Origin of the sequence: Paraburkholderia sp. MM5477-R1 (assembly GCF_050436385.1) — a bacterium.
In the GTDB taxonomy this organism is placed as follows: domain Bacteria; phylum Pseudomonadota; class Gammaproteobacteria; order Burkholderiales; family Burkholderiaceae; genus Paraburkholderia; species Paraburkholderia tuberum.
The window spans coordinates 908,721-933,117 of sequence record NZ_JBNDMC010000003.1 but is presented as its reverse complement, the minus strand read 5'-3'; the positions used below and the strand labels follow the sequence as shown (position 1 = coordinate 933,117).

The 24,397-nt window shown below is 66.4% G+C and carries 24 protein-coding genes; 20 read left to right on the top strand and 4 right to left on the bottom strand.

Annotation, left to right across the window (positions count from 1 at the left end; all coding sequences use genetic code 11):
* Nucleotides 1–110: 110 nt before the first annotated feature.
* The 10 genes from OKW35_RS07605 to OKW35_RS07560 all read left to right on the top strand — a co-directional run bounded on the left by OKW35_RS07605 (nucleotide 111) and on the right by OKW35_RS07560 (nucleotide 8,853).
* A complete protein-coding gene (locus OKW35_RS07605; protein ID WP_184062594.1) occupies nucleotides 111–1,244 on the top strand; it encodes an MlaE family ABC transporter permease in 1,134 nt (377 codons plus the stop codon).
* Nucleotides 1,241–2,119 (top strand): ABC transporter ATP-binding protein, encoded by an 879-nt coding sequence (locus OKW35_RS07600; RefSeq protein WP_018419267.1) that lies wholly within the window; start codon nucleotides 1,241–1,243, stop codon nucleotides 2,117–2,119. The genes OKW35_RS07605 and OKW35_RS07600 overlap by 4 nt, the downstream gene beginning before the upstream one ends.
* 46 nt (nucleotides 2,120–2,165) lie before the next feature.
* Nucleotides 2,166–3,134, top strand: coding sequence for an MlaD family protein (locus tag OKW35_RS07595; protein ID WP_429551600.1), 969 nt, complete (start codon nucleotides 2,166–2,168; stop codon nucleotides 3,132–3,134).
* A gap of 30 nt (nucleotides 3,135–3,164) precedes the next feature.
* Nucleotides 3,165–3,800: an ABC-type transport auxiliary lipoprotein family protein gene (locus OKW35_RS07590; protein WP_429551599.1), complete on the top strand. Its 636-nt coding sequence runs from the start codon at nucleotides 3,165–3,167 to the stop codon at nucleotides 3,798–3,800.
* A 31-nt stretch (nucleotides 3,801–3,831) separates the two neighbouring features.
* Nucleotides 3,832–4,989, top strand: coding sequence for a VanZ family protein (locus tag OKW35_RS07585; protein ID WP_429551598.1), 1,158 nt, complete (start codon nucleotides 3,832–3,834; stop codon nucleotides 4,987–4,989).
* 104 nt (nucleotides 4,990–5,093) lie between these two features.
* Entirely contained in the window at nucleotides 5,094–5,417 is a 324-nt protein-coding gene (locus OKW35_RS07580; RefSeq protein ID WP_090802831.1) for a (2Fe-2S) ferredoxin domain-containing protein, read from the top strand.
* A 26-nt stretch (nucleotides 5,418–5,443) separates the two neighbouring features.
* Complete coding sequence (locus tag OKW35_RS07575) at nucleotides 5,444–6,088, top strand: alpha/beta hydrolase (RefSeq protein ID WP_429407612.1); 645 nt, start codon at nucleotides 5,444–5,446, stop codon at nucleotides 6,086–6,088.
* 321 nt (nucleotides 6,089–6,409) lie between these two features.
* Complete coding sequence (locus tag OKW35_RS07570; protein WP_429356531.1) at nucleotides 6,410–7,639, top strand: D-alanyl-D-alanine carboxypeptidase family protein; 1,230 nt, start codon at nucleotides 6,410–6,412, stop codon at nucleotides 7,637–7,639.
* A gap of 13 nt (nucleotides 7,640–7,652) precedes the next feature.
* The gene (locus tag OKW35_RS07565; protein WP_429551597.1) at nucleotides 7,653–8,612 is read left to right on the top strand and encodes a D-amino acid aminotransferase; all 960 of its coding nucleotides are present in this window, start codon (nucleotides 7,653–7,655) and stop codon (nucleotides 8,610–8,612) included.
* On the top strand, nucleotides 8,584–8,853 hold the full coding sequence (locus tag OKW35_RS07560; protein ID WP_429551596.1) for a DUF493 family protein: 270 nt from the start codon (nucleotides 8,584–8,586) through the stop codon (nucleotides 8,851–8,853). Before OKW35_RS07565 ends, OKW35_RS07560 begins: the two co-directional genes overlap by 29 nt.
* 19 nt (nucleotides 8,854–8,872) lie before the next feature.
* Here OKW35_RS07560 and OKW35_RS07555 read toward each other — a convergent pair whose 3' ends face one another.
* A complete protein-coding gene (locus OKW35_RS07555) occupies nucleotides 8,873–9,856 on the bottom strand; it encodes a transcriptional regulator GcvA (RefSeq protein ID WP_184062584.1) in 984 nt (327 codons plus the stop codon).
* A 98-nt stretch (nucleotides 9,857–9,954) separates the two neighbouring features.
* Here OKW35_RS07555 and OKW35_RS07550 point away from each other — a divergent pair, with 98 nt between their 5' ends.
* The 7 genes from OKW35_RS07550 to OKW35_RS07520 all read left to right on the top strand — a co-directional run bounded on the left by OKW35_RS07550 (nucleotide 9,955) and on the right by OKW35_RS07520 (nucleotide 18,161).
* On the top strand, nucleotides 9,955–10,281 hold the full coding sequence (locus OKW35_RS07550) for a DUF2917 domain-containing protein (protein ID WP_090802839.1): 327 nt from the start codon (nucleotides 9,955–9,957) through the stop codon (nucleotides 10,279–10,281).
* A gap of 119 nt (nucleotides 10,282–10,400) precedes the next feature.
* Nucleotides 10,401–11,126 (top strand): lipoyl(octanoyl) transferase LipB, encoded by a 726-nt coding sequence (gene lipB, locus OKW35_RS07545; protein WP_429551595.1) that lies wholly within the window; start codon nucleotides 10,401–10,403, stop codon nucleotides 11,124–11,126.
* Between the two features lie 13 nt (nucleotides 11,127–11,139).
* Entirely contained in the window at nucleotides 11,140–12,147 is a 1,008-nt protein-coding gene (gene lipA, locus OKW35_RS07540; RefSeq protein ID WP_429551594.1) for a lipoyl synthase, read from the top strand.
* A gap of 111 nt (nucleotides 12,148–12,258) precedes the next feature.
* Nucleotides 12,259–13,011, top strand: a complete 753-nt coding sequence (gene ugpQ / locus OKW35_RS07535) for a glycerophosphodiester phosphodiesterase (protein ID WP_429551593.1) — start codon at nucleotides 12,259–12,261, stop codon at nucleotides 13,009–13,011.
* Between the two features lie 376 nt (nucleotides 13,012–13,387).
* Entirely contained in the window at nucleotides 13,388–14,668 is a 1,281-nt protein-coding gene (locus OKW35_RS07530) for a dicarboxylate/amino acid:cation symporter (RefSeq protein ID WP_429551592.1), read from the top strand.
* 45 nt (nucleotides 14,669–14,713) lie between these two features.
* Complete coding sequence (locus OKW35_RS07525; RefSeq protein WP_429551591.1) at nucleotides 14,714–16,780, top strand: sensor histidine kinase; 2,067 nt, start codon at nucleotides 14,714–14,716, stop codon at nucleotides 16,778–16,780.
* A 31-nt stretch (nucleotides 16,781–16,811) separates the two neighbouring features.
* On the top strand, nucleotides 16,812–18,161 hold the full coding sequence (locus OKW35_RS07520; RefSeq protein WP_184062573.1) for a sigma-54-dependent transcriptional regulator: 1,350 nt from the start codon (nucleotides 16,812–16,814) through the stop codon (nucleotides 18,159–18,161).
* 59 nt (nucleotides 18,162–18,220) lie between these two features.
* Here the strand turns inward: OKW35_RS07520 and OKW35_RS07515 are convergent, their stop codons facing one another.
* Nucleotides 18,221–18,757, bottom strand: coding sequence for a TlpA disulfide reductase family protein (locus tag OKW35_RS07515; protein ID WP_429407599.1), 537 nt, complete (start codon nucleotides 18,755–18,757; stop codon nucleotides 18,221–18,223).
* A 166-nt stretch (nucleotides 18,758–18,923) separates the two neighbouring features.
* On the opposite strand from OKW35_RS07515, the gene OKW35_RS07510 reads away from it, so the two are divergent.
* Nucleotides 18,924–19,646, top strand: coding sequence for a hypothetical protein (locus OKW35_RS07510; RefSeq protein ID WP_429551590.1), 723 nt, complete (start codon nucleotides 18,924–18,926; stop codon nucleotides 19,644–19,646).
* Nucleotides 19,647–19,978: 332 nt separating this feature from the next.
* Here the strand turns inward: OKW35_RS07510 and OKW35_RS07505 are convergent, their stop codons facing one another.
* Complete coding sequence (locus tag OKW35_RS07505; RefSeq protein WP_184062569.1) at nucleotides 19,979–21,589, bottom strand: YifB family Mg chelatase-like AAA ATPase; 1,611 nt, start codon at nucleotides 21,587–21,589, stop codon at nucleotides 19,979–19,981.
* Nucleotides 21,590–21,709: 120 nt separating this feature from the next.
* Nucleotides 21,710–21,964, bottom strand: coding sequence for an accessory factor UbiK family protein (locus tag OKW35_RS07500; RefSeq protein ID WP_429551589.1), 255 nt, complete (start codon nucleotides 21,962–21,964; stop codon nucleotides 21,710–21,712).
* 389 nt (nucleotides 21,965–22,353) lie between these two features.
* Here OKW35_RS07500 and OKW35_RS07495 point away from each other — a divergent pair, with 389 nt between their 5' ends.
* Together OKW35_RS07495 and OKW35_RS07490 are read left to right on the top strand one after the other, a co-directional pair.
* Nucleotides 22,354–22,692 carry a P-II family nitrogen regulator gene (locus OKW35_RS07495; RefSeq protein ID WP_013088261.1) on the top strand — a complete coding sequence of 113 codons (339 nt, stop codon included), beginning with the start codon at nucleotides 22,354–22,356 and terminating at the stop codon, nucleotides 22,690–22,692.
* Between the two features lie 46 nt (nucleotides 22,693–22,738).
* On the top strand, nucleotides 22,739–24,247 hold the full coding sequence (locus tag OKW35_RS07490; RefSeq protein ID WP_429551588.1) for an ammonium transporter: 1,509 nt from the start codon (nucleotides 22,739–22,741) through the stop codon (nucleotides 24,245–24,247).
* The last annotated feature ends 150 nt before the right edge of the window (nucleotides 24,248–24,397 follow it).

Genomic DNA, 24,397 nt, shown 5'->3' with positions numbered 1-24,397 from the left:
TCGAATGCGCAGCGGTGAACGGCGACGCCGATCGATGTGCATCAGTGCGGACCGGCGGCCGAGCCTTCGTTACAATGGCCGCTAATCCGATAACCAGATTCACGCGATCCTTGAACAATGACACTCCGCCCGGCCTTGAAGTCGCGGCCGGCAGCCAAGGCAAGATCGTCCGTCTCTCGGGCCAGTGGACGGCGCTCGCGCTCGCGCGCGATCGCGACACCGGGCACGTGATTCCGCAACTGCGTTCGCTGACCGGCGCGCAGGGCATCGGCGAGTGGGACCTGTCGCGCGTCGACAGGATGGACCACGTCGGCGGCCAGGCGCTGTGGCGCGTGTGGGGCCGCAAGATGCCGCCGGGCACCGCGCTCACGGACACGCAGCGCGACATCTTCGAGCGCATCGCGCTGCTCGACACGGTGCGCGAGAGCGCCGAGCCGGTCACGCGCCTCGATCCCTTTACGCGTCTCGGCCTCGGGCTCTTCTCGTTCGTCGAGCACCTGCAGGGCGGCGTCGCGATGCTCGGGCGCTTCGTGCTCGATCTGCTCGCGATCGCGCGCAAGCCGAAACTCACGCCGTGGACCGAAATCTCCGCGAATATCTACAACGCCGGCGCTCGCGCGCTGCCGATCACCGCGCTGGTCGCGTTCCTGATCGGCATCGTGTTGAGCTATCTGTCGGCACAGCAATTGCGTATGTTTGGCGCGAACCAGTTCATCGTCAATATTCTCGGCCTCGCGGTGATTCGCGAACTCGGCCCGGTGCTGTCGGCGATTCTGGTGGCGGGCCGCTCGGGCTCGGCGATCACCGCGCAGATCGGCGTGATGCGCGTGACCGAGGAGCTCGACGCGATGCGCGTAATGGGCATCCCGCATGGCCTGCGGCTGATCCTGCCGCGCGTGATCGCACTGGCCGTCGCGATGCCGCTGCTCGTGATGTGGACCAACGTGATCTCGTTGACGGGCGGCGCGCTCGCCGCGAAGCTCGTGCTCGGCATCGACATGAGCTTCTTCGCGCGCCAGCTGCCGAACGTCGTGCCGATCGCGAACCTGTGGATCGGGCTTGGCAAGGGCGCGGTATTCGGCATGCTGATCGCGATCGCCGGCTGTCATTTCGGCTTCCGTATCAAAGCCAATTCGCAGAGTCTCGGCGAAGGCACGACGACCTCGGTGGTCACGTCGATCACCATCGTGATTCTCGCGGACGCGGTGTTCGCGATCCTCTTTCAGAACGTGGGGCTAGGATGATCGCGCCACTCACCGAAGCCGTACGCGGCCAACCCGTACCGTCGATCGCCGAGCCGGTGATCGAGGTGATCGACATCACCAAGCGCTACGGCCGCAACATCGTGCATCAGCATCTGAGCCTCGACGTGCGGCGCGGCGAGATAGTGTCGATCGTCGGCGGCTCGGGCTCGGGCAAAACCACGCTGGTGCGGCAGATTCTCGGCCTCGAGCGCCCGTCGAGGGGCACGATCAAGCTGTTCGGCGAAGACCTCGCAACGATCTCGCCCGACACCGCGCTGCTGATGCGCAGCCGCTCCGGCATGCTGTTCCAGCGCGGCGCGCTGTTCTCGTCGCTGTCGGTGTTCGACAACGTCGCGCAACCGGTGCGCGAGCTCGGCAAGGTGCCCGAAGACCTGCTGCGCGACATCGTGATGCTGAAGCTCGAAATGGTCGGGCTGCCGTGCAAGCACGCGTCGAAGATGCCATCGGCGCTGTCGGGCGGCATGATCAAGCGGGTCGGCATCGCGCGCGCGATCGCGCTCGAACCCGAACTGCTGTTCCTCGACGAACCGACCGCCGGCCTCGACCCGGAGGCGTCCGACGAATTCGTCGAGCTGATCTCGGGGCTGCATCGCGCGCTCGGTCTGACGGTCGTGATGATCACGCACGATCTCGATACGATGGTCGCACTGTCGACACGCGTGGCCGTGCTGGCCGATCGCAAAGTGCTCGTCAACGCCCCGGTCGAGGAGGCCGCGGGCGTCGACCATCCGTTCATCCACGAATATTTCCTCGGCCTGCGCGGGCGCCGCGCGCTGCAGGCGCTGCCGCCCGAGCGCCGCGCGAAGCTGCCGCAGGCGGCGCTCGAGCCGGCGTCGTCCGAGTTGCCGCTGTGAGGCCGGCCGCCATGAACCAGGCCGCTATGAACCAGGGAAACTGACAATGGAAAACAAAGCGCATGCGTTCTGGGCCGGGCTCTTCACGGTCGTGCTGACGGCGGCGATCGCGCTGGCGGCGTATCTGTTCAACGTCGACCGCACCGTGCGGGTGCCGTACGACCTGATCGCGCGCACCAGCGTGAACGGCCTCTTTGCGGACGCGGCGGTGCGCTTTCGCGGGCTCGACGTCGGCCGTGTGCAGTCGATCAAGTTCGATCCGACACATCCGGGGCAGATCCTGATCCGCATCATGGTCGACGAGCACGCGCCGATCACGCATTCGACGTTCGGCAGCCTCGGCTTGCAGGGCGTGACCGGCATCGCGTTCATCCAGCTCGACGATACCGGGCGCGATCTGACGCCGCTGCCGTCGTCGGCCCAAAAGGTCGCGCAATTGCCGATGCGCCCGGGTCTGTTCGACCAGTTGCAGCGACGCGGCGAGGTGCTGCTGCGCAAGCTCGAAAAAGTCACCGACAACGTGAACGACATGCTGTCGCCGGAAATGGTCGCGCAACTGCACGACACGGCGGCGAGCATCGCGCAGGCGGCCTCGGGCGTCGCGACGCTGACTCGTGAGATGGCGCCGGTCGCCAGCAAGCTGCCCGGCACGATCGACCAGCTGAACCGCACGCTCGCGTCGACCAACCAGATGATCACGGGCCTGAACCGTCCGGACGGGCCCCTCGAGCGCAATCTGAACAAGGTCGGCACGGCCGCGCAGCAGGCGGGCGATGCGCTCGCGCAGATGAACATGTCGCTGCAGGACCTGTCCGCGCGGGTCGGCTACGAGACGCTGCCGCGCGTCAATTCGCTGACCGAGGACGTGCGCGCGGCGGCGCAATCGATCGACCGCGCCGCCGACACCTTCAACACCAATCCGCGCAGCGTGCTGTTTGGCGCGCCGCGCCCGGCGCCGGGTCCGGGCGAGGCCGGCTTCGCGTGGCCCGCCGCTACCGCGCCCGCAGCTCACTAAATCCGCAGGCTAGAACAGAGGAAAATGCCCATGTCACGCTCGATTCACCGACTGTTGTCCGCGCGCGCCGCGCGCGCCGCGCTCGCGGCGCTGCTTGCGTTCGGCGTGCTGGCGGCGGGCTGCGCGGGCACGTCCGCGGTGGTGTCGGATGTCCGCTACGACTTCGGACCACCGCCGCAGGCCGCCGCGGCGAGCCGGCTGCCGGCCGTCAAGGTGCTGGAGGTCAGCGCGCCGTCCGTGCTCGAATCCGACCGGATGACTTATCGGCTGAGCTACGCCGACGCGCAGCAGACGGCCGCCTACGCCAACAGCCACTGGACGATGATGCCGTCGCAACTGCTGACGCAGCGCCTGCGCAACGCGCTGAGCGAGCGCGGCACCGTGCTGACGGGCGCGGACGGCGTGACCGCGCCGGTGCTGCGGGTCGATCTGACCGAGTTCGAGCAGGTGTTCGACAGCCAGACGGACAGCCACGGCGCGATCACCGCGCGCGCGACGCTGATGCAGGGCGGCAAGGTGATCGGCCAGCAGACCTTCGTCGCGCACGCGCCCGCGCATTCGGCGGATGCGGCCGGCGGCGCGCGGGCGCTCGCCGCGGCCAGCGACGACCTCGTCGCGCAGATCACCACGTGGCTCGGCTCGCAGGCGCTGGTCGCCGCGCAATGACGGGCGGGCAGCGCACGCAACGGAGCGCTGCATGAGCGAACGCCCCTGGCTGCGCCGCCCGTCGACGCTGGCCCGTCAGGCGCTGCTGCTTTACACGGCGCTGATCGTCTACGGGTCGTGGTATCCGTTCTCGGGCTGGCGCTCGCTCGGCATCGCGCCGTTCGCCTATCTGTTCGATCCGATGCCGCAGTACCTAACGGCGTTCGACGTCGTCACCAACGTGCTCGGCTATATGCCGTTCGGCGCGCTGGTGGTGCTCGCGGTGTACCCGCGTTGGCGCGGCACGCTGGCCGTCGCGCTCGCGTTCGTGTTGGGCGGTCTGCTGTCAGGCACGATGGAAGCCGTGCAGACCTATCTGCCGACACGCGTCGCCTCCAATCTCGATCTCGCCGCCAACACGCTGGGCGCGCTCGTCGGCGCGGCGGTGATGTCGCCGTTGACCGGCGCGCTGCTCGACCGCGGCCTGCTCAGGCGTTTGCGGTTGCTGTGGTTCGAGCGCGGCCATGCGACGCTCGCGTGCCTCGTCGCCGCGTGGCCGTTTGCGACGATGTATCCGTCGCCGCGTCTGTTCGGTCTCGGCAACTGGCCGCGCGCGCTGTGGCTGAGCGTCGATCCGGCCACCCAGGACGCGCTGCTCGCGTGGACGCCGTCCGCGTGGCATGTCGGCGCATGGCCGGCGGCGGCCGCCGCGTGGCTGGACGACGACACATGGGAAGCGCTGATCACGGCGCTAAACCTGTTCGCGGCGCTCGCGCTTGCATCGCTGCCGGCGCGCCGTGATGCGCCACGCGTGCGCCTGCTGTTCGTGTTCATCCTCGCGACCTTGTGCGTGAAGGCCGGCGCGACGTTCCTGCAATCGCAATCGGGCCTCGCGTTCGACTGGGCGACGCCCGGCGCGCTAATCGGACTCGTGTGCGGCACCGTCGCGGCGCTCGTCGCGCTGCCGCTGCGGCGGCGGTTGCGTGCGACGCTCGCCGGGGTCGCGCTGGTCGTCGCACTCGTGTTCGTCAATCTGCTGCCGGTGAACCCGTATTTCGACGCCGTGCTCGCCGACTGGCGGCAGGGACGCTATCTGCATTTCAACGGGCTCGCGCGCTGGCTCGCATGGATATGGCCCTATGCGGCGCTGGTGTGGCTCGCGTTCGCGGTCGAGCGGGCGTGGCTCAAGCGGCGCGCGAGGCGGGCGTGACGTGCTTGCGCGCCGGCCGCCAGGTCCCGACGCCCGCACAGCCCGGTCGCTATAATCGTCCGCACCGCCATTGCACTTCCTTTCAGGCTCGCCTCCCGAACATCATGGATTCCTTCTACAAGCACCACGTTTTCTTCTGTCTGAATCAACGCGACCCCGGCGCCGAGCGTCCGAGCTGCGCGAACTGCAACGCACAGGCGATGCAGGAATACGCGAAACAACGCGTGAAGCAACTCGGCCTGGCCGGGCCCGGCCAGGTGCGCATCAACAAGGCCGGCTGCCTCGATCGCTGCGAACTGGGCCCGACGCTCGTCGTGTATCCCGAGGCGGTCTGGTACACCTACGTCGACGAGAGCGACATCGACGAGATCGTCGAATCGCATCTTGCGAACGGCAAGATCGTCGAGCGTCTGAAGATCGATCAATAACGCGAACCACAAAACGATCCATCCCGATGAACGTCAACACGAAGAAGTATCTGATCGACGGCCCGGTCGGCAAGATCGAGGTCGCGCTGGACCTGCCCGACGGCGTGCGCGAAAAAGGCGCCGCGCCACGCGGCATCGCGCTCGTCGCGCATCCGCATCCGCTGTTTGGCGGCACGATGGACAACAAGGTCGCGCAGACCCTCGCGCGCACGCTCGTGCAGCTGAACTACGTCACTTACCGGTCGAATTTCCGCGGCGTCGGCCAGACCCAGGGCGAGCACGACGCGGGCGTCGGCGAGCGCGACGATCTGCGCGCGGTGCTCGAGCACATGCGCTCCGATCCGGACTACGGCGATCTGCCGCTCGTATTGGCGGGCTTTTCGTTCGGCACCGTGGTGCTGTCGCACGTCGCGGCGAAGCTGCGCGATGAAGGCCGGGAAATCGAGCGCATCGTGTTCGTCGGTACCGCGGCGAGCCGCTGGGACGTCGCACCCGTGCCCGAAAGCACACTCGTGATCCACGGCGAAGTCGACGAGACCGTTCCCGTCCAGTCCGTGTTCGACTGGGCGCGGCCGCAGGAACTGCCGGTCGTCGTGATTCCGGGCGCCGAGCACTTTCTGCATCGCAAGCTTCACATCCTGAAGCGGATCATCGTCGACGCCTGGCGCTGAAAACGCGCGACGCGCATTTTGCGGGGGACAGGTGCGCGCAAACGTGTGCAAATCGACGACACGCGCGCGAAGCTGACCAGGTAGCGCGCGTATAATGGGCGCTCTTTTTTTGGGCACAGCGCCGCCCAGCCGGCAGAATCGCGCGCCGCGGAATCATTTCGCGGGAGGGCGCGGCCGGGTGCGCAGCGCTGCGCTCGCGAACCGATTGCGTCGCCATCAGTCCAACGGGCGCCCGCCGTTTTACGGCCAGATGCCCCGCCGACCGGCTCCCCCAACTCCGCGCGCTGTCGCGCAACGAATTTTTCTGCACGAATCGACCCTATGCGTTTCTCCTCCTCTGGCCGCACGGCATTCCCGTCACTCGCTTCTTTCGTTCCCGCTTCGCTCAATCGCGCCATCGCCGTCGGCCTCGTGCTGCCGGCCACGCTCGTCGCCAGCACCGCGTTCGCGCAGGTGCCGCCGCCGGGCGTCAACGCGCGCTCGTGGGTGCTCGTCGACGCGACCAGCAACCAGGTGCTCGCGTCCGCCAATGCCGACGAGCGCGTCGAGCCGGCGTCGTTGACCAAGCTGATGACCGCGTATCTCGTGTTCGAGGCGCTCGACACGAAGAAGATCACGATGGATCAGAGCATCGAGCCGAGCGAAGCCGTGCGGCGCGTGCGCAACGACGAATCGCGCATGTTCATCGAGGCGCTCAAGCCGGTGACCGTGCACGACCTCGTGTACGGCATGATCGTGCAGTCGGGCAACGATGCGGCAATTGCGCTCGCCGAACTGGTGGGCGGCAGCGAGGCGCAGTTCGTCGACATGATGAACAAGGAGGCGCAAAAGCTCGGCATGACGCACACGCATTTCGCCGACGTGAACGGCATGCCCGACCCGCAGCACTACACCACGGCGGGCGATCTCGCGATCCTGTCGGCCCGCCTGATTCGCGACTATCCCGAGTACTACAACATCTTCTCGGTCAAGGAATTCACGTACAACAAGATCAAGCAGCCGAACCGCAACCGTCTGCTGTGGATCGACCCGACCGTCGACGGTCTGAAGACCGGTCACACGCAAGCGGCCGGCTACTGCCTGATCGCGAGCGCGAAGCGTCCGCTGCCCGGCACGACCGACGCGTCGCGCCGTCTCGTCTCGGTGATGATGGGCGAGACCAAGGAGCACGACCGCGTGCAGGACAGCCTGAAGATGCTGAACTACGGCTACACCGCCTACGACACGACGCGTCTGTACAAGGCGAACCAGGTCGTGGCCACGCCGCGCGTCTACAAGGGTTCGCAGGACAGCGTGCAGGTCGGCGTGAAAAGCGACCAGTACATCACGCTGCCGAAGGGCGCCGCCGACAAGGCGAAGCCGCAGATCGAACTCAACGATCCGCTCGTCGCGCCGATCGCCAACGGCCAGCAGATCGGCACCGCCAAGCTCGTCGCCGACGGCAAGGTGCTCGCGCAATTCCCGGTGGTCGCGCTGCAGCCTGTGCAGCAAGCCGGTGTGGTGGGCCGCGTGTGGGATTCGCTGATGCTGATGTTCAACAAGAAAAAGTAAGGGCTACGTCGCAATGACCGTTGTCTCCGAGGTTTCGCCGGACCCGATCGTTCATCTGAACGGCGAACTGGTGCCGTTGTCCGAAGCGCGCGTGCCGGTGCTCGACCGCGGCTTCATTTTCGGCGACGGCATTTACGAAGTGGCGCCGTTGTACGCGCACGCGAGCGGACGGCGCACCGCGTTTCGTCTGAAGCAGCATCTGGCGCGTCTCGCGCGCTCGGTCGGCAAGATCGGCATCGCCAATCCGCTCGACGACGCTGGCTGGCGCGAGCTGATCGGACGCGTGGCCGAGGCCAACGAAACGGACGGCGGCTTGCGTGCCGATCAGGACGCGATCGCATACATCCAGGTCACGCGTGGCGTGGCGAAGCGCGCTCACGCATTTCCGGCCTGCGTGAAGCCGACCGTGTTCGTGATGGTCACCGCGCTGAACCTGCCCGCCGCCGCGCAGCGCGCAAGCGGTGTCCCGTGCGTGAGCGCCGAGGATCGTCGCTGGCTCAATTGCGACATCAAGTCGGTGTCGCTGCTCGGCAACGTGCTGATGGCGCAATACGCGGCCGAAAACGACGCCTTCGAGACGCTGCAGTTCCGCGATGGTTTGCTGACCGAAGGGTCGTCGTCGAACGTGTGGATCGTGAAGGATGGCGTGCTGGCCGCGCCGCCGCGCAGCAACAGGATTCTCGAAGGGATCCGCTATGGGCTCATCGAGGAGCTGACGGCCGAATGCGGTATCCGCTTCGAAGCGCGCGACATCACCGAAGCTGAAGTGCGCGCGGCCGATGAAATCATCGTCAGCTCGGCGACCAAGGAAGTGCTGCCGGTCACGCGGCTCGATGGCGCGCCGGTCGGCGCGGGCCGCCCGGGCGCGGTGTTTGCGCAGCTGTATGCGGCGTATCAGCGAGCCAAGGCGGCTGAAGCCGCCGCGGCGGAAGAAGGAGTAGAGAATGAATTCCGAGAACGACTCACTGTTTGAATTCCCCTGCGATTTCCCGATCAAGATCATGGGCAAATCGCACCCCGAGTTTGCCGCGACGATCGTCGAAGTGGTGCGCGTGTTCGATAGCGAGGTCGATGCGTCGCGCGTCGAGACGCGGCCGTCGAGCAGCGGCACCTACACGGGGCTGACCGTCCACGTGCGGGCGACGAGCCGCGCGCATCTCGACGACATCTATCGCGCGCTGACCGGCCATCCGATGGTCAAGGTCGTGCTGTAACACCGCGCGGTTTTTCACCTTACGGCGCGACGCGCAACGCGTCCGCCGTCACTCCCTGCGCCGCCAGGCGCGCGCTCGCCGCGGGACCCGCCTCGCAGGCGAGATCGAACAGCAGCCTGAAGCGCGCCACCTCGTCGAACAACCAGTCGCGAAACGCCTTGACCCGCGCGGTCCCCAGCGTCTGCGGCAGGCAGACCAAATAGTATTGCCACGGGCTCGGCCCATCCACATCAAAGAGCCGCACGAGCCGGCCCGCCGCGATTTCGTGCATCGCGAGCGAGCGGCGCGTCAGCGCGACCCCCTGGCCGTCGACGGCCGCCTGCAACAGATTCGACGAATCCTGATACAGCACGCCGCGCTTCGGCTCCGGCCAGTCGGTGAGGCCGGCGGCGTCGAACCATGGGCGCCATAGCTCGTCGTCGGAGCGCAGCAGCGGGACTTTGGCGAGATCGGCCGGGGTTTGCGGCAGCTTGCCGCCGTTGAAGTTGGGCGAGCAGGCGGGGAAGAAAATCTCGTCGAGCAGCAGCTCGGCGTGCAGCCCCGGATATTTGCCGAAGCCGAAACGGATCGCGACGTCGACGTCGTCGCGCGCGAAGTCCGTCAGCGCATTGGTGGTCAGCAATTCGAGATCCCACTGCGGATTTGCCTCGATAAAGCTGCCGATGCGCGGCGTCACCCAGCGGGCCGCGAACGACGACAGCATCGATATCACGAGGCGCCGCTCGCGGTCGCCGGCACGGATCGCGCGAGTCGCGTCGGCGAGCTCCATCAACGCGGCGCGCACCTGGGTGGCGTAGCGACGGCCGGTTTCGGTGAGGCGCACGCGCTTGCCGTCGCGCGCGAACAGCGACACGCCGAGCTCGGCCTCGAGCGCGCGGATCTGGTGGCTGACCGCGCCGTGCGTGACGAACAATTCGTCGGCGGCGCGCGAAAAGCTTTCGTGGCGGGCGGCGGCTTCGAACGCCTTGATCGCGTTCAGGGCGGGGAGTTGACGCAGGTCCATCGCAATATTTCTCACATAGACGTGAAAATTGATCGTTTTGCCCAAGTCCTTGCTGCACATAGGATTCTAGTCATGAAACGATTTTTGGCGAGGGCCTCATGCGAGAAATTTCCTCTAGTATTGCATATGAAATCCGCACTGGCGACACGCTGCCGCTGAAGGTCGCGCGCAGCACGAAGTTGCGCGTGCATGGCGGCGCAGTGTGGGTCACGCGCAGCGACGACACGAAGGACTACTGGCTGCAGCCTGGGCAGACGCTGCATCTGCGGCGCGGCGAGCGGCTCTGGCTCAGCGCCGAGGGCGCCACGTTCGCGAAGGTTACGTTCTCGGTGCCGACGCGCTGCGACGAGCGCGCGCTGAACTGGCTCGCTCGCATCGGCGAGCGCTGGATGATGCGCGTGCGCGGCGGCTGGCACACCGTTTGACGGTGGCGCGGCGCAAAAGCCGCACGTGACGACGGAGCCGGCAGCGTACCGGCCCCGGCTGTGCAGGTTCCCGGTGGCCGCGGGCGCGGTTTCCGAGATTTCGGTAAACTCCCGGAATCATGTGCGCCACCCCGGTCTCTCCGTCTCCGCTACCTGCCATCGAGCCGCTCATGCTGCGCTGGCTCGGCCGCGAACCCTACGAAGCCAGTTTCGACGCGATGCGCGCCTTCACCGACGCCCGCACCGCCGACACCGCCGACGAAATCTGGCTCGTCGAACATCCACCCGTCTTCACGCTCGGCCAGGCCGGCAATCCGGCGCACCTGCTCGCGGCAGACAGCAACATTCCGCTCGTCAAGGTCGACCGCGGCGGGCAGATCACGTATCACGGGCCCGGCCAGGTGGTCGCCTATCTGCTGCTCGACCTGCGCCGGCGCAAGCTGATGGTGCGCGAGCTGGTCACCCGGATCGAGCAGGCCGTGATCGACACCCTCGCGGCGTATAATCTCGCCGGAGAACGCAAGGCGGGCGCCCCCGGCATCTACGTGGCGCCTGGGCCCGACGCCGGGCTCCATGCCGGCGCCAAGATCGCGGCGCTTGGCCTGAAAATCCGCAACGGCTGCAGCTATCACGGCGTGAGTCTGAACGTGAACATGGACCTGCGGCCGTTTCTCGCGATCAATCCATGCGGCTACGCGGGGCTCGAAACAGTCGACATGGCGACGCTCGGCATCGCCGCCGGCTGGGACGACGTGGCCCGTACCCTCGCAGCAAGTCTCACCGCAAACCTCGACGGCAATCCCGCGGCCGTCGCCCAACCGCAGGCCGGTGCGCTCACCGCCTGACTGGATCGAACGAATGACTGACGTAACCGCGAATTCCGCAGCAGCCACCCCCGCGCCCGAAGGCGTGCCGGCCCCCGCCGCCTACGACGCCACCGCGAAGCAGAAAGCGCAAGCCAAGACCGCGCGCATCCCGATCAAGGTCGTTCCGATCGAAAAGCTGAAGAAGCCGGACTGGATCCGCGTGAAGGCGGCCACCGGCAATTCGCGCTTCTACGAGATCAAGCAGATCCTGCGCGAGCACAATCTTCACACGGTGTGTGAAGAGGCGAGCTGCCCGAACATCGGCGAATGTTTCGGCAAGGGCACCGCGACCTTCATGATCATGGGCGACAAGTGCACGCGTCGCTGCCCGTTCTGCGACGTCGGCCACGGCCGTCCCGATCCGCTCGACGCCGACGAACCGGCCAACCTCGCGCGCACCATCGCTGCGCTGAAGTTGAAGTATGTCGTGATCACCAGCGTCGACCGTGATGATCTGCGCGACGGTGGCGCGGCGCACTTCGTCGAATGTATCCGTCAGACGCGCGAGCTGTCGCCGCAAACGCGTATCGAAATCCTGACGCCGGACTTCCGTGGCCGCCTCGACCGCGCGCTCGGCATCCTGAATGCGGCGCCGCCCGACGTGATGAACCACAACCTCGAAACGGTGCCGCGTCTGTACAAGGAGGCGCGCCCGGGGTCGGATTACGCGCATTCGCTGAAGCTGCTGAAGGACTTCAAGGCGCTGCATCCGCACGTCGCGACCAAGTCCGGCCTGATGGTCGGCCTCGGCGAAACCGAAGGGGAAATCCTGCAAGTGATGCGCGATCTGCGCGAGCACGACGTCGACATGCTGACGATCGGCCAGTACCTGCAGCCGTCGGAGCACCATCTGCCGGTCCGCGCTTACGTGCATCCGGACACCTTCAAGATGTACGAGGAAGAGGCGTACAAGATGGGCTTCACGCACGCCGCGGTGGGCGCGATGGTTCGTTCGAGCTATCACGCCGACGTGCAGGCGCATGGAGCCGGCGTGATCTGACGCGCTCGCGCCTCGCCGCTGTTGCCTCGCTTCACGCCCGCAGAAACGAAAAGCCCGCCGATGTGCGGGCTTTTTTCATAGACCGCTCTTCTATCAGCAAGGAAACGACACGTGGCAACCCCGATGGATCGCGGGACCTCCGCACAATGGCCTTATCCGCGGCTGATCGCGCACCGCTGCGGCGGTACGCTTGCGCCGGAAAACACCTTGGCCGGTTTCGACGCCTGCGTGCGCTACGGCTATCGCATGGTCGAATTCGACGCGAAGCTGTCCGCCGACAACGCGCTGTTCCTGTTGCACGACGACACGCTCGATCGCACGACCAACGGCCACGGGCCGGCGGCCACGCACACATGGCAGCAACTCGCCGCTCTGGATGCCGGCGCGTGGCGCGGCGCGCAGTTCACCGGCACGCGGCTGCCGACGCTGGCCGACGCGGCCGAGCGTTGCGCGCGCGACGGCATCGCGGCGAACATCGAGATCAAGCCGTGTCCGGGCCGCGAAGTCATCACCGGCGCACTGGTCGCCCAGGGCGCGCTCGAGCTTTGGCAAGGGCAGACGCCGCCGCTGGTGTCGTCGTTTTCGTTCGACGCGCTCGCCGCCGCGCGCGATGCCGCGCCGTCGCTGCCGCGCGGCATGCTGTTCGAGCGGGTGCCGGCGGACTGGCTGCGCATCGTGCGCGAACTCGACTGCGTCTCGCTGCACGCGAGTCACCGCTATCTGAGCAAACCGCTGGTCGCGCAGATCCGCGCGGCCGGGCTGCGCGTGCTCGCCTACACGGTGAACGATCCGGCGCGCGCGCAGTTGCTCGAAGAATGGGGCGTCGACATGATCTGCACGGACCGGATCGATCTGTTGACGTGACGTTGCGCTCGCAAGCTCCGCACAAACCCCTGCGGGTTTCCCCGCAAACGCGCGCGCACCGAATTCCGGATTCCCCGACAGCGCTCGTCCGGATTTCCGGAAACCCGGACGGCGCGCGCCGAGCTGTGCCGGAAAACCCATAAAAATCAAGGCTTCCAGTCTGAAATCAAACTGGCATCGACCTTGCGAAAGAAAGCGCGTGGCCGCCACGGCCCGACAAAAAAGCAAGGAGACAAAATGTCCGATTTCCCTTCCCGGTATTTCTGAATTCGTCGTCTTTGCAGCGGTCCGCTAACGTGCGCCCGCGCGACGACGTTTCGTTCGCGTGTCGCGCCTCGCGGCGGGTCATCAGCTCATATCCCTCGCAGGAACCATCGTGAAGAAACCTATCCATAAAGTGCTGTACGTCCAGGTGATCGTGGCGATCATCGTCGGCATCGTACTCGGGCATTTCTACCCGAACCTCGCCGTTGACATGAAGCCGCTCGGCGATGGCTTCATCAAGCTGATCAAGATGGTGATCGGGCCGATCATCTTCTGCACGGTCGTGACGGGCATCGCCGGCATGGAGGACATGAAGAAGGTTGGACGCGTCGGCGGCAAGGCGCTGTTGTACTTCGAAATCGTCTCGACCTTCGCGCTGCTGCTCGGCCTCGCCGCCACGCACCTGCTGCGACCCGGCGCCGGCTTCAACGTCGATCCGGCCTCGCTCGACGGCCGCGCGGTTGCGTCGTATGCCGCGAAGGCGCACGGCCAGTCGACGGTCGACTTCTTCATGCACATCATTCCGGACACGCTGTTGTCGGCGTTCGCGCAGGGTGAGATCCTGCAGATCCTGCTGATCGCGCTGCTGTTCGGCGCCGTGCTCGCGACGGCCGGTGAGAAGGGCAAGCCGGTGACCAACTTCATCGAAGGGCTCTCGCACATCCTGTTCGGCACGGTGCGCATCATCACGAAGCTCGCGCCGATCGGCGCGTTCGGCGCGATGGCCTTCACGATCGGCAAGTACGGCATCGGCTCGCTGCTGCCGATGCTCAAGCTGGTCGGCACGTTCTATCTGACCTCGATCGTGTTCGTGGTGGTCGTGCTCGGCGCGATCGCGCGGGCGGTGGGCTTCAACATCCTGCGTTTCGTCGCATACATCAAGGAAGAGATGCTGATCGTGCTCGGCACGAGCTCGTCCGAAGCCGCGCTGCCGCAGCTGATGCTGAAACTCGAAAAGCTCGGCTGCTCGCGCTCGGTGGTGGGCCTCGTGGTGCCGACCGGCTACTCGTTCAACCTCGACGGCACCAACATCTACATGACGATGGCGGTGCTGTTCATCGCTCAGGCGACCAACACCGACCTCACGTGGGGCCAGCAGCTGACGCTGCTCGCGGTGACGATGCTGACCTCGAAGGGTGCGAGCGGCGTGACCGGCGCGGGCTTCATCACGCTCGCGGCGACGCTGGCCGTGGTGCCGACGATTCCGCTGTCGGGCATGGTGCTGATCCTTGGCATCGACCGGTTCATGAGCGAGTGCCGCGCGCTGACGAACATCGTCGGCAACGGTGTCGCGACGGTCGTCGTGTCGGCCTGGGAAAAGGAGCTCGATCGCAACAAGCTGAACAAGGTGCTGCGCGGCGAGGTGGCGGTCAAAGAGCCGGCCGGCGTTTGAGTCGCGCCTCGCCAACCCTGTCGTGACCAGCGCGGACGCTTAAGCATGAAACCGGCGTCCGCGCGTCCTTTCGAGGCGTCTGCCGGCGAGACCGCCGGCAAAAGTCGCGGCCCAGCCCGCGACGCGTCTGGCGGCGACGCCTTGCCGCCCTATGCCACAATGTCCGATGCACATCGATCGGACTTTGCCAACGTGACCCGCCGCCTGCTGATTCTCTTTGCGCTCGCGGCCGGGCTCGCGGCGGCATGCTGGCTCACCTACAGCCTTGCGTGGAAAAGCGGTGTCGACACGCTGCGGCGCAACGCCGCCGTGCGCGCCGAGCGCACCGCGAGCGCGCTCAAGAGCACGCTCGAACGCTACGAATCGCTGCCGTATCTGCTCGCCGAGCATCCGATCGTGCAGGACGTACTGATCGATCCGAATCCCGCCAACGTCAAGCGCGCGAATCTCTATCTCGAAGACCTGAACCGCCACGCGCGCGCGACGGTCACCTACATCATTTCGCTCGACGGGTACTGCATCGCCGCCAGCAACTGGCGCGGGCCGGGCAGCTTCGTCGGCGCGGGCTATCTGTTCCGGCCGTATTTCGTCGATGCAATGAAAGGCGGCGTCGGCCGCTTCTTCGGCATCGGCACGATTTCGCAGGCGCCCGGCTACTACATCTCGCAGCCGGTGCGGCGCGACGGCAAGATCGTCGGTGTGGCGGTCGTCAAGCTCGATCTCGAATGGTTTCAGGGCGTGGACGCGTCCGAGCCGCTCGTCGTCACCGACGATCATGGCGTGATCTTCCTGTCGTCGGTGCCGGCATGGAAGTACCACACGATTCGGCCGCTGCCCGGCCTGATCGCCGATTCGATCTACCAGGCTCGCCAGTACGCGCAGCAGCCGATCGAGCCGCTACCGGTGACGGTCGAGCGCATGCTCGAAGGCAATGCGCAGATCCTGCGCATCGGCGGCGGCCGCTCCGCGCCGCGCTTCCTCGCGTCGCGTCACGCCATGGGCGAGCCGGACTGGCATCTGATCACGATGTCGCCGGTCGATCCGGTCGATGCCGACGCGCGCAAGGCGACCATCGTCACCGGCTTCGGCTATGTGTCGCTGGTGCTGCTCGCGTTCTACTGGCGCATGCGGCGCGCGCGTGTGCGCGAAATGATGCGCAGCCGCGCGCTGCTGCAGAAGGCCTATGCCGAGCTGAACCAGCGCGTCGCCGAGCGCACCGCCGATCTGTCCGAGGCGAACGAGCAGTTGCACAAGGAAGTCGCCGAGCGTACACGCGCCGAGCAGGAACTGCGCGCCGCGCAAGACGAACTGATCCAGGCAAGCAAGCTGGCCGCGCTCGGTCAGATGGCGGCCGGCATCACGCACGAGCTGAACCAGCCGCTCGCCGCGCTGCGCAGTTTTTCCGATAACACGCGCGTGCTGCTCGAACGCGGCGATCAGGCATCGGCGCGCGAGAATCTCGAAGCGATCGCGGCGCTCACCGAGCGCATGGGCAAGATCACGAACCAGCTGAAGCTGTTCGTCGGCCGCGCGCGGCCGCGCAGCGCGCGCGCGTCGATCGTGCGGGCCCTGCGCAACGTCGTCGCGTTGCTGCAAAAGCGCCTGCAGGGCGTCGAACTCGAGTTCGTGCTGATCGATACCGCGGCCGACACCGACAGCGACGCCGCCGCTGCGGCAGGCGGCGCGCGCACGCCGCTGAATCTCGCCGACGATCATCCGGAGCTGGTCGCGAATTGCGACGATCTGCGGCTCGAACAGGTGCTGATCAACCTGCTCGGCAACGCGCTCGACGCAACCGCCGGCATGAACCCGCCGCATATCACGGTCGAGGTGGAGGCCGGCGTCGCGACCCTGTCGATCGCGGTCGGCGACAACGGCCCCGGCATTCCCGACGACGTGTTGCCGCACCTGTTCGAACCGTTTTTCACGACGAAGGAAATGGGCCAAGGGCTCGGCCTTGGCCTCGCGATTTCATCGTCGATCGCGCGCGATTGCGGCGGCTCGCTCGTCGCGCGCAACGCGCCGCACGGTGGCGCATCATTCGTGTTGACGCTGCGTCGCGCGCGTGTGCAGACCAGCCCCTCGCACGATTCGCTGACCGCGGGCTCCTGATTTCACCCCGAAGCATCACCCGGAACACGCAATGAACGACGGCCTGCAAGTGCTGTATATCGAAGACGACGAACTGGTGCGCCGCGCGAGCGTGCAGAGCCTGCAACTGGCGGGCTTCGACGTGGTCGGCCATGCGTCGGTCGAGGCCGCGGCGAAGCTGATCAGCGCGGACTTCTCCGGCGTGATCGTCAGCGATATCCGGCTGCCCGGCGCGAGCGGTCTCGACCTGCTCGCGCAGTGCCACGAGCGCGCGCCCGACGTGCCGGTGATTCTGGTCACCGGCCACGGCGAGATCTCGATGGCCGTGCAGGCGATGCGCGACGGCGCCTACGACTTCATCGAAAAGCCGTTCGCATCCGAGCGGCTGATCGAAACCGTGCGGCGCGCGCTGGAGCGCCGCAAGCTCGTGCTCGAAAACCTCGCGCTGCGCCGTGAGCTGGCCGGGCAGAACGCGGTCGCGCCGCGCATCATCGGCCGCAGTCCGGCGATCGAGCAGGTGCGGCGGCTGATCGCCAACGTCGCGCCGACCGATGCGTCCGTCCTGATCAACGGTGATACCGGCGCGGGCAAGGAACTGATCGCGCGCAGCCTGCACGAGCTGTCGCCGCGGCGTGACAAGCCGTTCATCGCGGTGAACTGCGGCGCGCTGCCCGAGCCGATGTTCGAATCGGAGATGTTCGGCTACGAGCCGGGCGCGTTCACCGGCGCGGCCAAACGGCGGATCGGCAAGCTCGAACATGCGTCGGGCGGCACGCTGTTTCTCGACGAGATCGAGAGCATGCCGCTCGCGCTGCAGGTCAAGCTGCTGCGCGTGCTGCAGGACGGCGTGCTGGAACGGCTCGGCTCGAATCAGCCGATTCGCGTCAATTGTCGCGTGGTCGCGGCTGCAAAAGGCGACATGGCCGAGCACGTCGCGGATGGCTCGTTCCGGCGCGATCTGCTGTACCGGCTCAACGTGGTGACGATCGCGCTGCCGCCTTTGAGCGAGCGTCGCGAGGACATCGTGCCGCTGTTCGAGCATTTCCTGCTCGATGCTGCCGTCCGTTATCAGCGGCCGGCGCCGATGCTCACCGATCGCCAACGTGCGAGTCTGATGCAGCGAGACTGGCCGGGCAACGTGCGCGAGCTGCGTAATGCCGCCGACCGCTTCGTGCTCGGCATCGCCGACGAACCGGTGCTGTCGTTCGGCGAAGACGGCGGTGCCACCCATCCGCTGAAGGAGCGTGTCGAGCAGTTCGAGCGCGCGATGATCGCCGAGGCGTTGGAGCAGGCGGGCGGCGTGGTCGCGGTCGCGGCGGACCGGCTGCAGCTCGGCAAGGCGACGCTCTACGAGAAGATCAAGCGATATGGCCTTGCGGCCAAAGGGGAAGGGGAGCGGTGAGGAGGCGGACGCCGGCGGCGGGAGGTTGCGCCGGCGCGTGGGGATCTGCTTGCGCCGGCTTAAGCCGCGCCAGCCTTCAGCGCTTTCGCGAGCAACTGGTCGAGTTCCGCGAACTGCGGCTCGCCGACATAGCGCTTCAGGATCTTGCCGTCTTTATCGACGACGAAGGTGGTCGGCGTGAGCTGCACGTTGCCGAACTGCTTGGCGGCCGAGCCGTCGTCCATCGCGACCTTGAACGGCAGCTGACGCGTTTGCGTGTAATTGGTCACGTACATCGGCGCGTCGTAGTTCATTGCCACCGCGACGAATTCGAGGCCCTGGCCCTTGAAGCGGTTATAGGTCTCGACCATCTGCGGCATTTCCTTCACGCAGGTGTCGCAACTCGTTGCCCAGAAGTTGACCAGATAAACCTTGCCTTTGAGGTCCGCTGTCGTCAGCTTCTGTCCCGATAGCAGCGTGAAGGTCGCATCGGGTACGCGCTGCTGGCCGGCAAACGCGAAGTAACCGGCGACGGCGAGCGCAATGGCCATGGCCACCGCAATCAGATAGCGAAGCGGGTTCGTGCGCCGGACGGCGGTCGGTGAATTGGAACTCATGGACGGAACCTCGTGAGTCGCGCGCGGCGCGGAACAATGGGGCGGTGTGGTGGCCCGCGGGCCGGTACTGAACAACTCTTCTATTCTAGCTCCAATGGGTTCGGCTGCGCCGAAATGGCGGGACGACTGCGCTCCGCGCGTCGGCCCGGCAGTCGATCAGCGGATAATGGCGCTTTACGCTCCGAGAAGCCCGATCTTCCGTCCCATGCTCCGAACCGTTCTTCGCGTCTGCTCTTTAGTTGCCCGCGTTTCTTGCCGTTTTCCGTTGCTCAGCCGATTGTCCGCCCGCCGTGCGGGCGTCTTCCAACCGGCGGGCCTATTTCTCCGCGCATTCACGCGATCCGGTCACGCTCGAACCGTGATCGGCGTGGCGACGGCCGCGTTGGCGCTCGGCGTCGCGCTCAGCGCCTGCTCACCGACCTTCGACTGGCGCACCGTGATGAACAACGACAAGGGCTACACGGTCGACTTCCCAGCCAAGCCGGACAACGATCAGCGCGCGGTGCAGATCGGCGGCACACCGATGCAGATGGCAATGCAGACCGCCGAAGCGGGCGATGCAGTCTTTGCGGTCGGCACCGTGATGCTGCCCGACGACAGCGACGCGACCCAGCGTGCCGCACTCGATTTCCTGCGCGCGGGACTGGCGCGCAATGTCGGCGCGACGCCCGATGCTCACCCAGCGCAAATCCCGCTGGCGGCGGGCGGCAAGATACCGGGGCTGGAAATGATGGTGAGCGGCGCGGCGGGCGCCAAACACGAGACGCGCACGGTGTATGCGCGGCTCGTCGCGCGCGGCCGGCACGTGTACCAGGCGGCGATCATCGCCGATCAACCGCTGCCGCAAGACCAGGTCGACCAGTTTTTTTCGTCGTTCCAGCTGTACTGAATGCGGTATTTTTGGCCGGTCGGGCGCACCTCTGAGTGCCGAACGCAGTGAAAGTTCCTTCGCAGGTTTGTACGCTAATTGCCGGTTTACGTTGAGATTTTTGAGTTACGCGCACAGCCTGTGGATAACTCTGTTGAGAAGTCGGCCTCAATGGCCGCAAAAGCCCATCAGGCGGGCCTTCCGGCAAAATCCACAGGCGTAGGGAATTTAAAAAAATACAATAAAATCAATGGCTTGGCGAGATGCTCGTCTGCGCGCTTTTGAGTTGTATCCAAATCTAACAGGATCGCGCATGTGTGAATAAGTCAAGTCTTGACAGTCGTTTTTTCTCCTCATAACGAGCCAAAAGCGCGGCGGTATTGGATTGCCTCGGCGACCTGCGCGGCGCTCGGCATCGCCGCGCCAGCCAGGTCCGCGACGGTGCGCGCGACCTTCAACACCCGGTAGTACGCCCGCGCCGACCAGCCAAAGCGCTCGCCGGCTTCGCGCAGCAGCGCCTCGCCCGCTGCGTCCGGGCGGCATACATCGTCGACTTCGCGTCCGTCCAGCTCGCGGTTGGTCTTGCCTTGCCGGGCCAGTTGCCGCTCGCGCGCAGCGCTCACGCGCTGTGCGATCGCCACGCTTGCTTCGCCGGTGGTGGCGGCGCGTGCCGCGAGTTCGGTGGCGGTCAGTGCAGGAATTTCGAGCTGGATGTCGATGCGGTCGAGCAGCGGTCCCGACAATTTACGCAAATAGCGCGCCGCAACTTCAGGCGTACAGCGGCAGCGCCCGCCCGGATCGCCGCGCCAGCCGCACGGGCACGGGTTCATTGCGGCGATCAGTTGGCAGGCGGCGGGGAAATCCGCTTGCCAGGCGGCGCGCGAGATCGTGATGCGGCCAGCTTCGAGCGGCTCGCGCAGCGTTTCGAGCACCACGCGATCGAATTCGGGAAGCTCGTCCAGAAAGAGCACGCCCAGATGCGCGAGCGTGATCTCGCCAGGTTGCGGCGGATTGCGTCCGCCGACCAGCGCCGCCGCGCTCGACGAATGGTGCGGCGCGCGAAACGGCCGCTGGCGCCACTGCGACGGCTTGAAGCCGATGCGGCTCGCGGACAGTAGCGCGGCGGAGGCGAGCGCTTCGTCGTCGGTCATGGGCGGCAGCAAGCTGGGCAGGCGTGCCGCGAGCATCGACTTGCCGGCGCCGGGCGGTCCGATCAGCAGCACGTGATGGCCGCCGGCCGCCGCGACTTCGAGGGCGCGCCGAGCGGCGCGCTGGCCAATCACGTCGGCCATGTCCGGCGCCGGGGCAGCCGCGTGCTCGTTGAGCTCGGGCGCGGCGACAGGACTAAGACGCGCGTCCGGCGAGCCTGCGAGATGCGCGCATAGCGACGGCAGATCGGCGGCGCCGAACACGTCGACGCCGGGCACGAGCGCCGCTTCCGCCGCGCTTGCGGCCGGCAGGTAAAGCTGTGGGGTATGGAAGGCCGGTGCGGCTAGTTGATCGAGGAGGGCGGGCAACGCAGAACGCGCTTCAGATGAAGCGTCGGCGTCGCCGGCGTTCGCCAGAGCGCCGCGCGCGGTGCCGCAGGCCATCGCGAACGCGCCGCGCATCGGCCGCAGCGCGCCGGTCAGCGACAGCTCGCCGGCAAACTCGCGATGGAGCAGCGATTCGGCGGGAATCTGCCCGCTGGCGGCGAGGATGCCGAGCGCGATCGGCAGATCGAAACGACCGGACTCTTTCGGTAGATCGGCGGGCGCGAGGTTGACGGTGATGCGGCGGACTGGAAAATCGAAACCGCAGTTCTGCAGCGCCGCGCGCACGCGTTCACGGCTCTCGCGCACTTCCAGGTCGGGCAGGCCGACGATCGAAAAGGACGGCAGTCCATTGGCGAGGTGAACCTCGACGGTCACTTCGGGCGCACGGCCAGCAGCCGGCGCGCGGCTGCGCACCACGGCAAGCGACATATTCTCTCCCGTCGGACGGCGCGCTCACATCGCGCGCAAATCCCCTAAAACGCTGATGACGTCACGGCCCGCTTGCCTGTGATGGGCGGCACTGCGCAGCGCGAAGGCTGCGAGCAGCGCTTACGGCGTCTGCGTGAGCGGCAATTTCTGCTCGAGCTCGGCGACGCGGCGCTCGAGTTCTTCGAGGCGCGCGCGCGTACGCACGAGCACCTGGGTCTGCGTATCGAATTCCTCGTGCGTGACCAGATCGAGCTTCGAGAAGCCCTGCGACAGCATTGCCTTGACGTTGCGTTCGACATCCTTGGCCGGCGAATTCTTGAACAGATCGCTGACGCGAGCCTGGAAGTCGTTAAAAACGTCGTTCGGTTGTTTCATCGTGTTCCCCTTGGTGCACAAAAAAAGTGCATGTTTCATTGCGCCCGTGCCCCGTTACGGCGAACGGGCGATCCTGGTGCGCGCGACGTATTGGTTGCCGCGGCCGCGTGAGCGTGTTTGGTGCGCGCCCTCGCGTTCAGAACGTTCGAACACTCTAGCAACGATCCCCCCGCCGCGCCACCGCCCGCCGTGCCGCTGGCCGTTCGGACAAGGCCGCTCGGGCGCGCTGCGCCACGCGCGCGAGGCGCGCTCCGACACAACATGGCATAGGAGTTGCTGTTACTGCCCCGCGCGCGCACTGCCAGGGCGCTTTTCCCGGTAGCGCAGGAGACCGCCGTCACGGATACGCCACGGGGCATAACGGATCAGCAACAACTAGCGAGGATTTCATGAAACTCATTACCGCAATCATCAAGCCGTTCAAGCTGGATGAAGCGCGCGAAGCCCTGTCGGCGATCGGCGTGTCGGGCATCACGGTGACCGAAGTCAAAGGCTTCGGACGGCAGAAGGGCCACACCGAGCTGTATCGGGGCGCCGAATACGTCGTCGACTTTCTGCCGAAGGTGAAGATCGAAGCGGCGGTATCCGACGACATCGTCGATCAGGCGATCGAGGCGCTCGAGCGCGCCGCGCGTACCGGCAAGATCGGCGACGGCAAGATCTTCGTCACGCCGATCGAGCAGGTGGTTCGAATCCGCACCGGCGAGACCGGCGCGGACGCACTGTAAAAGACCAGAACATAGCGACACGGATAGCGACAAGAGGAAAACCAAGATGCGCAAACTAATGATGTCCCTGCTGATGGCCGGCTCGCTGCTCGCGGGCGGTGTCGGCACCGCCCTCGCGGACGATGCGTCCGCTCCCGCAGCCGCCTCCGCTCCCGATACGACGGCGAGCGCGCCCGCACCGGACGCCTCCGCCGCAGCCGCTGCCCCGGCGGCCTCGGCTCCCGCCGCCGATGCGTCCGCCGCGCCGGCCGCAAGCGCACCGGCCGCCGCCGATGCATCGGCCGCCGCCGCGGCCGCACCGGCCACCCCGACCGCACCGTTCTCGGTCGATTCATCGAAGATCAACTCCGGCGACACCGCGTGGATGCTGACCTCCACCGCGCTGGTGCTGTTCATGACGATCCCGGGTCTCGCGCTGTTCTACGGCGGCATGGTCCGCAAGAAGAACGTGCTCGCGACGCTGATGCAAAGCTTCGCGATCACCTGTGTCGTGACGATCGTCTGGACCGTGGTCGGCTACAGCCTCGCGTTCACGCCGGGCAGCTCGTTCATCGGCGGCTTCTCGCGCGTGTTCATGACGGGCATGAACTACATCAAGGGCGACAAGGCCACGACGCTGACCGTCAGCCATCTCGCGCCGACGATCCCCGAGACGGTCTACTTCGTCTACCAGATGACCTTCGCGATCATCACGCCGGCGCTGATCACCGGTGCGTTCGCGGATCGCATGAAGTTCTCGGCGATGCTGGTGTTCATGACGCTGTGGTCGATCATCGTCTACTCGCCGATCGCGCACATGGTGTGGGAGCCGAGCGGCTGGCTGGCTAGCGCGGGCATCCTCGACTTCGCGGGCGGCACGGTGGTGCACATCAACGCCGGTATCGCGGGCCTGGTCTGCTGTCTGGTGCTCGGCAAGCGCGTCGGCTATGGCAAGGAAGCGATGGCGCCGCACAACCTGACGCTCACGCTGATCGGTGGCGCGATGCTGTGGGTCGGCTGGTTCGGCTTCAACGCGGGTTCGGCCGTGGCAGCGGATGGCCGTGCCGGCTTCGCGATGTTCGCGACGCAGGTGGCGACCGCCGCGGCGGCGCTCGCGTGGATGTTCGCCGAATGGGCAGCCAAGGGTAAGCCGTCGGTGCTCGGTATCGTGTCGGGCGCGGTCGCGGGTCTGGTGGCGATTACGCCGGCGTCGGGCTTCGTCGGCACGGTCGGCGCGCTCGTGATCGGTATCGTCGCGGGTGTGGTCTGCTTCTGGGCGGCCACGTGGCTCAAGCACAAGTTCGGGTACGACGATTCGCTCGACGCGTTCGGCGTGCACTGCATCGGCGGGATCATCGGTGCGCTGCTGACCGGCGTGTTCGCGGTCAAGGACATCGGCGGCTCGGACGGCAGCGTGATCCTGCAGGCGAAGGGCGTGCTGACGACGCTGATCTACAGCGGCGTGGTGAGCTTCGTGCTGCTGAAGATCATCGACCTGGTAATGGGCATCCGCGTGACCGAAGAGCAGGAGCGCGAAGGCCTCGACGTGAGCCTGCACGGCGAGAAAGTCGAATAACGGAGAATCTTTCCCGGTTGGGCCCGCGCTCCCGGGCCCGTCAGTAAGAAAAAATGGTTAAGCAAGCGCAGCAATTTCGCCCGCCTTCATGGCGGGCTTTTTTCTTGCTGATCGGGTTGCGAACGGTGATTTTCCGCGCCTATCATCGAG

What these genes read in the sequence shown, in the direction of transcription:
- lipB (WP_429551595.1), top strand. Translation starts at nt 10,401, where the DNA reads ATGTGCGCCACCCCGGTCTCTCCGTCTCCGCTACCTGCCATCGAGCCG.
- OKW35_RS07510 (WP_429551590.1), top strand. Translation starts at nt 18,924, where the DNA reads ATGGCGCTTTACGCTCCGAGAAGCCCGATCTTCCGTCCCATGCTCCGA.
- OKW35_RS07520 (WP_184062573.1), top strand. Translation starts at nt 16,812, where the DNA reads ATGAACGACGGCCTGCAAGTGCTGTATATCGAAGACGACGAACTGGTG.
- lipA (WP_429551594.1), top strand. Translation starts at nt 11,140, where the DNA reads ATGACTGACGTAACCGCGAATTCCGCAGCAGCCACCCCCGCGCCCGAA.
- OKW35_RS07565 (WP_429551597.1), top strand. Translation starts at nt 7,653, where the DNA reads ATGACCGTTGTCTCCGAGGTTTCGCCGGACCCGATCGTTCATCTGAAC.
- OKW35_RS07555 (WP_184062584.1), bottom strand. Translation starts at nt 9,856, where the DNA reads ATGGACCTGCGTCAACTCCCCGCCCTGAACGCGATCAAGGCGTTCGAA.
- OKW35_RS07550 (WP_090802839.1), top strand. Translation starts at nt 9,955, where the DNA reads ATGCGAGAAATTTCCTCTAGTATTGCATATGAAATCCGCACTGGCGAC.
- OKW35_RS07500 (WP_429551589.1), bottom strand. Translation starts at nt 21,964, where the DNA reads ATGAAACAACCGAACGACGTTTTTAACGACTTCCAGGCTCGCGTCAGC.
- OKW35_RS07490 (WP_429551588.1), top strand. Translation starts at nt 22,739, where the DNA reads ATGCGCAAACTAATGATGTCCCTGCTGATGGCCGGCTCGCTGCTCGCG.
- OKW35_RS07580 (WP_090802831.1), top strand. Translation starts at nt 5,094, where the DNA reads ATGGATTCCTTCTACAAGCACCACGTTTTCTTCTGTCTGAATCAACGC.
- OKW35_RS07595 (WP_429551600.1), top strand. Translation starts at nt 2,166, where the DNA reads ATGGAAAACAAAGCGCATGCGTTCTGGGCCGGGCTCTTCACGGTCGTG.
- OKW35_RS07590 (WP_429551599.1), top strand. Translation starts at nt 3,165, where the DNA reads ATGTCACGCTCGATTCACCGACTGTTGTCCGCGCGCGCCGCGCGCGCC.
- OKW35_RS07560 (WP_429551596.1), top strand. Translation starts at nt 8,584, where the DNA reads ATGAATTCCGAGAACGACTCACTGTTTGAATTCCCCTGCGATTTCCCG.
- OKW35_RS07585 (WP_429551598.1), top strand. Translation starts at nt 3,832, where the DNA reads ATGAGCGAACGCCCCTGGCTGCGCCGCCCGTCGACGCTGGCCCGTCAG.
- OKW35_RS07575 (WP_429407612.1), top strand. Translation starts at nt 5,444, where the DNA reads ATGAACGTCAACACGAAGAAGTATCTGATCGACGGCCCGGTCGGCAAG.
- OKW35_RS07570 (WP_429356531.1), top strand. Translation starts at nt 6,410, where the DNA reads ATGCGTTTCTCCTCCTCTGGCCGCACGGCATTCCCGTCACTCGCTTCT.
- OKW35_RS07600 (WP_018419267.1), top strand. Translation starts at nt 1,241, where the DNA reads ATGATCGCGCCACTCACCGAAGCCGTACGCGGCCAACCCGTACCGTCG.
- OKW35_RS07505 (WP_184062569.1), bottom strand. Translation starts at nt 21,589, where the DNA reads ATGTCGCTTGCCGTGGTGCGCAGCCGCGCGCCGGCTGCTGGCCGTGCG.
- OKW35_RS07495 (WP_013088261.1), top strand. Translation starts at nt 22,354, where the DNA reads ATGAAACTCATTACCGCAATCATCAAGCCGTTCAAGCTGGATGAAGCG.
- OKW35_RS07525 (WP_429551591.1), top strand. Translation starts at nt 14,714, where the DNA reads ATGAAACCGGCGTCCGCGCGTCCTTTCGAGGCGTCTGCCGGCGAGACC.
- OKW35_RS07515 (WP_429407599.1), bottom strand. Translation starts at nt 18,757, where the DNA reads ATGAGTTCCAATTCACCGACCGCCGTCCGGCGCACGAACCCGCTTCGC.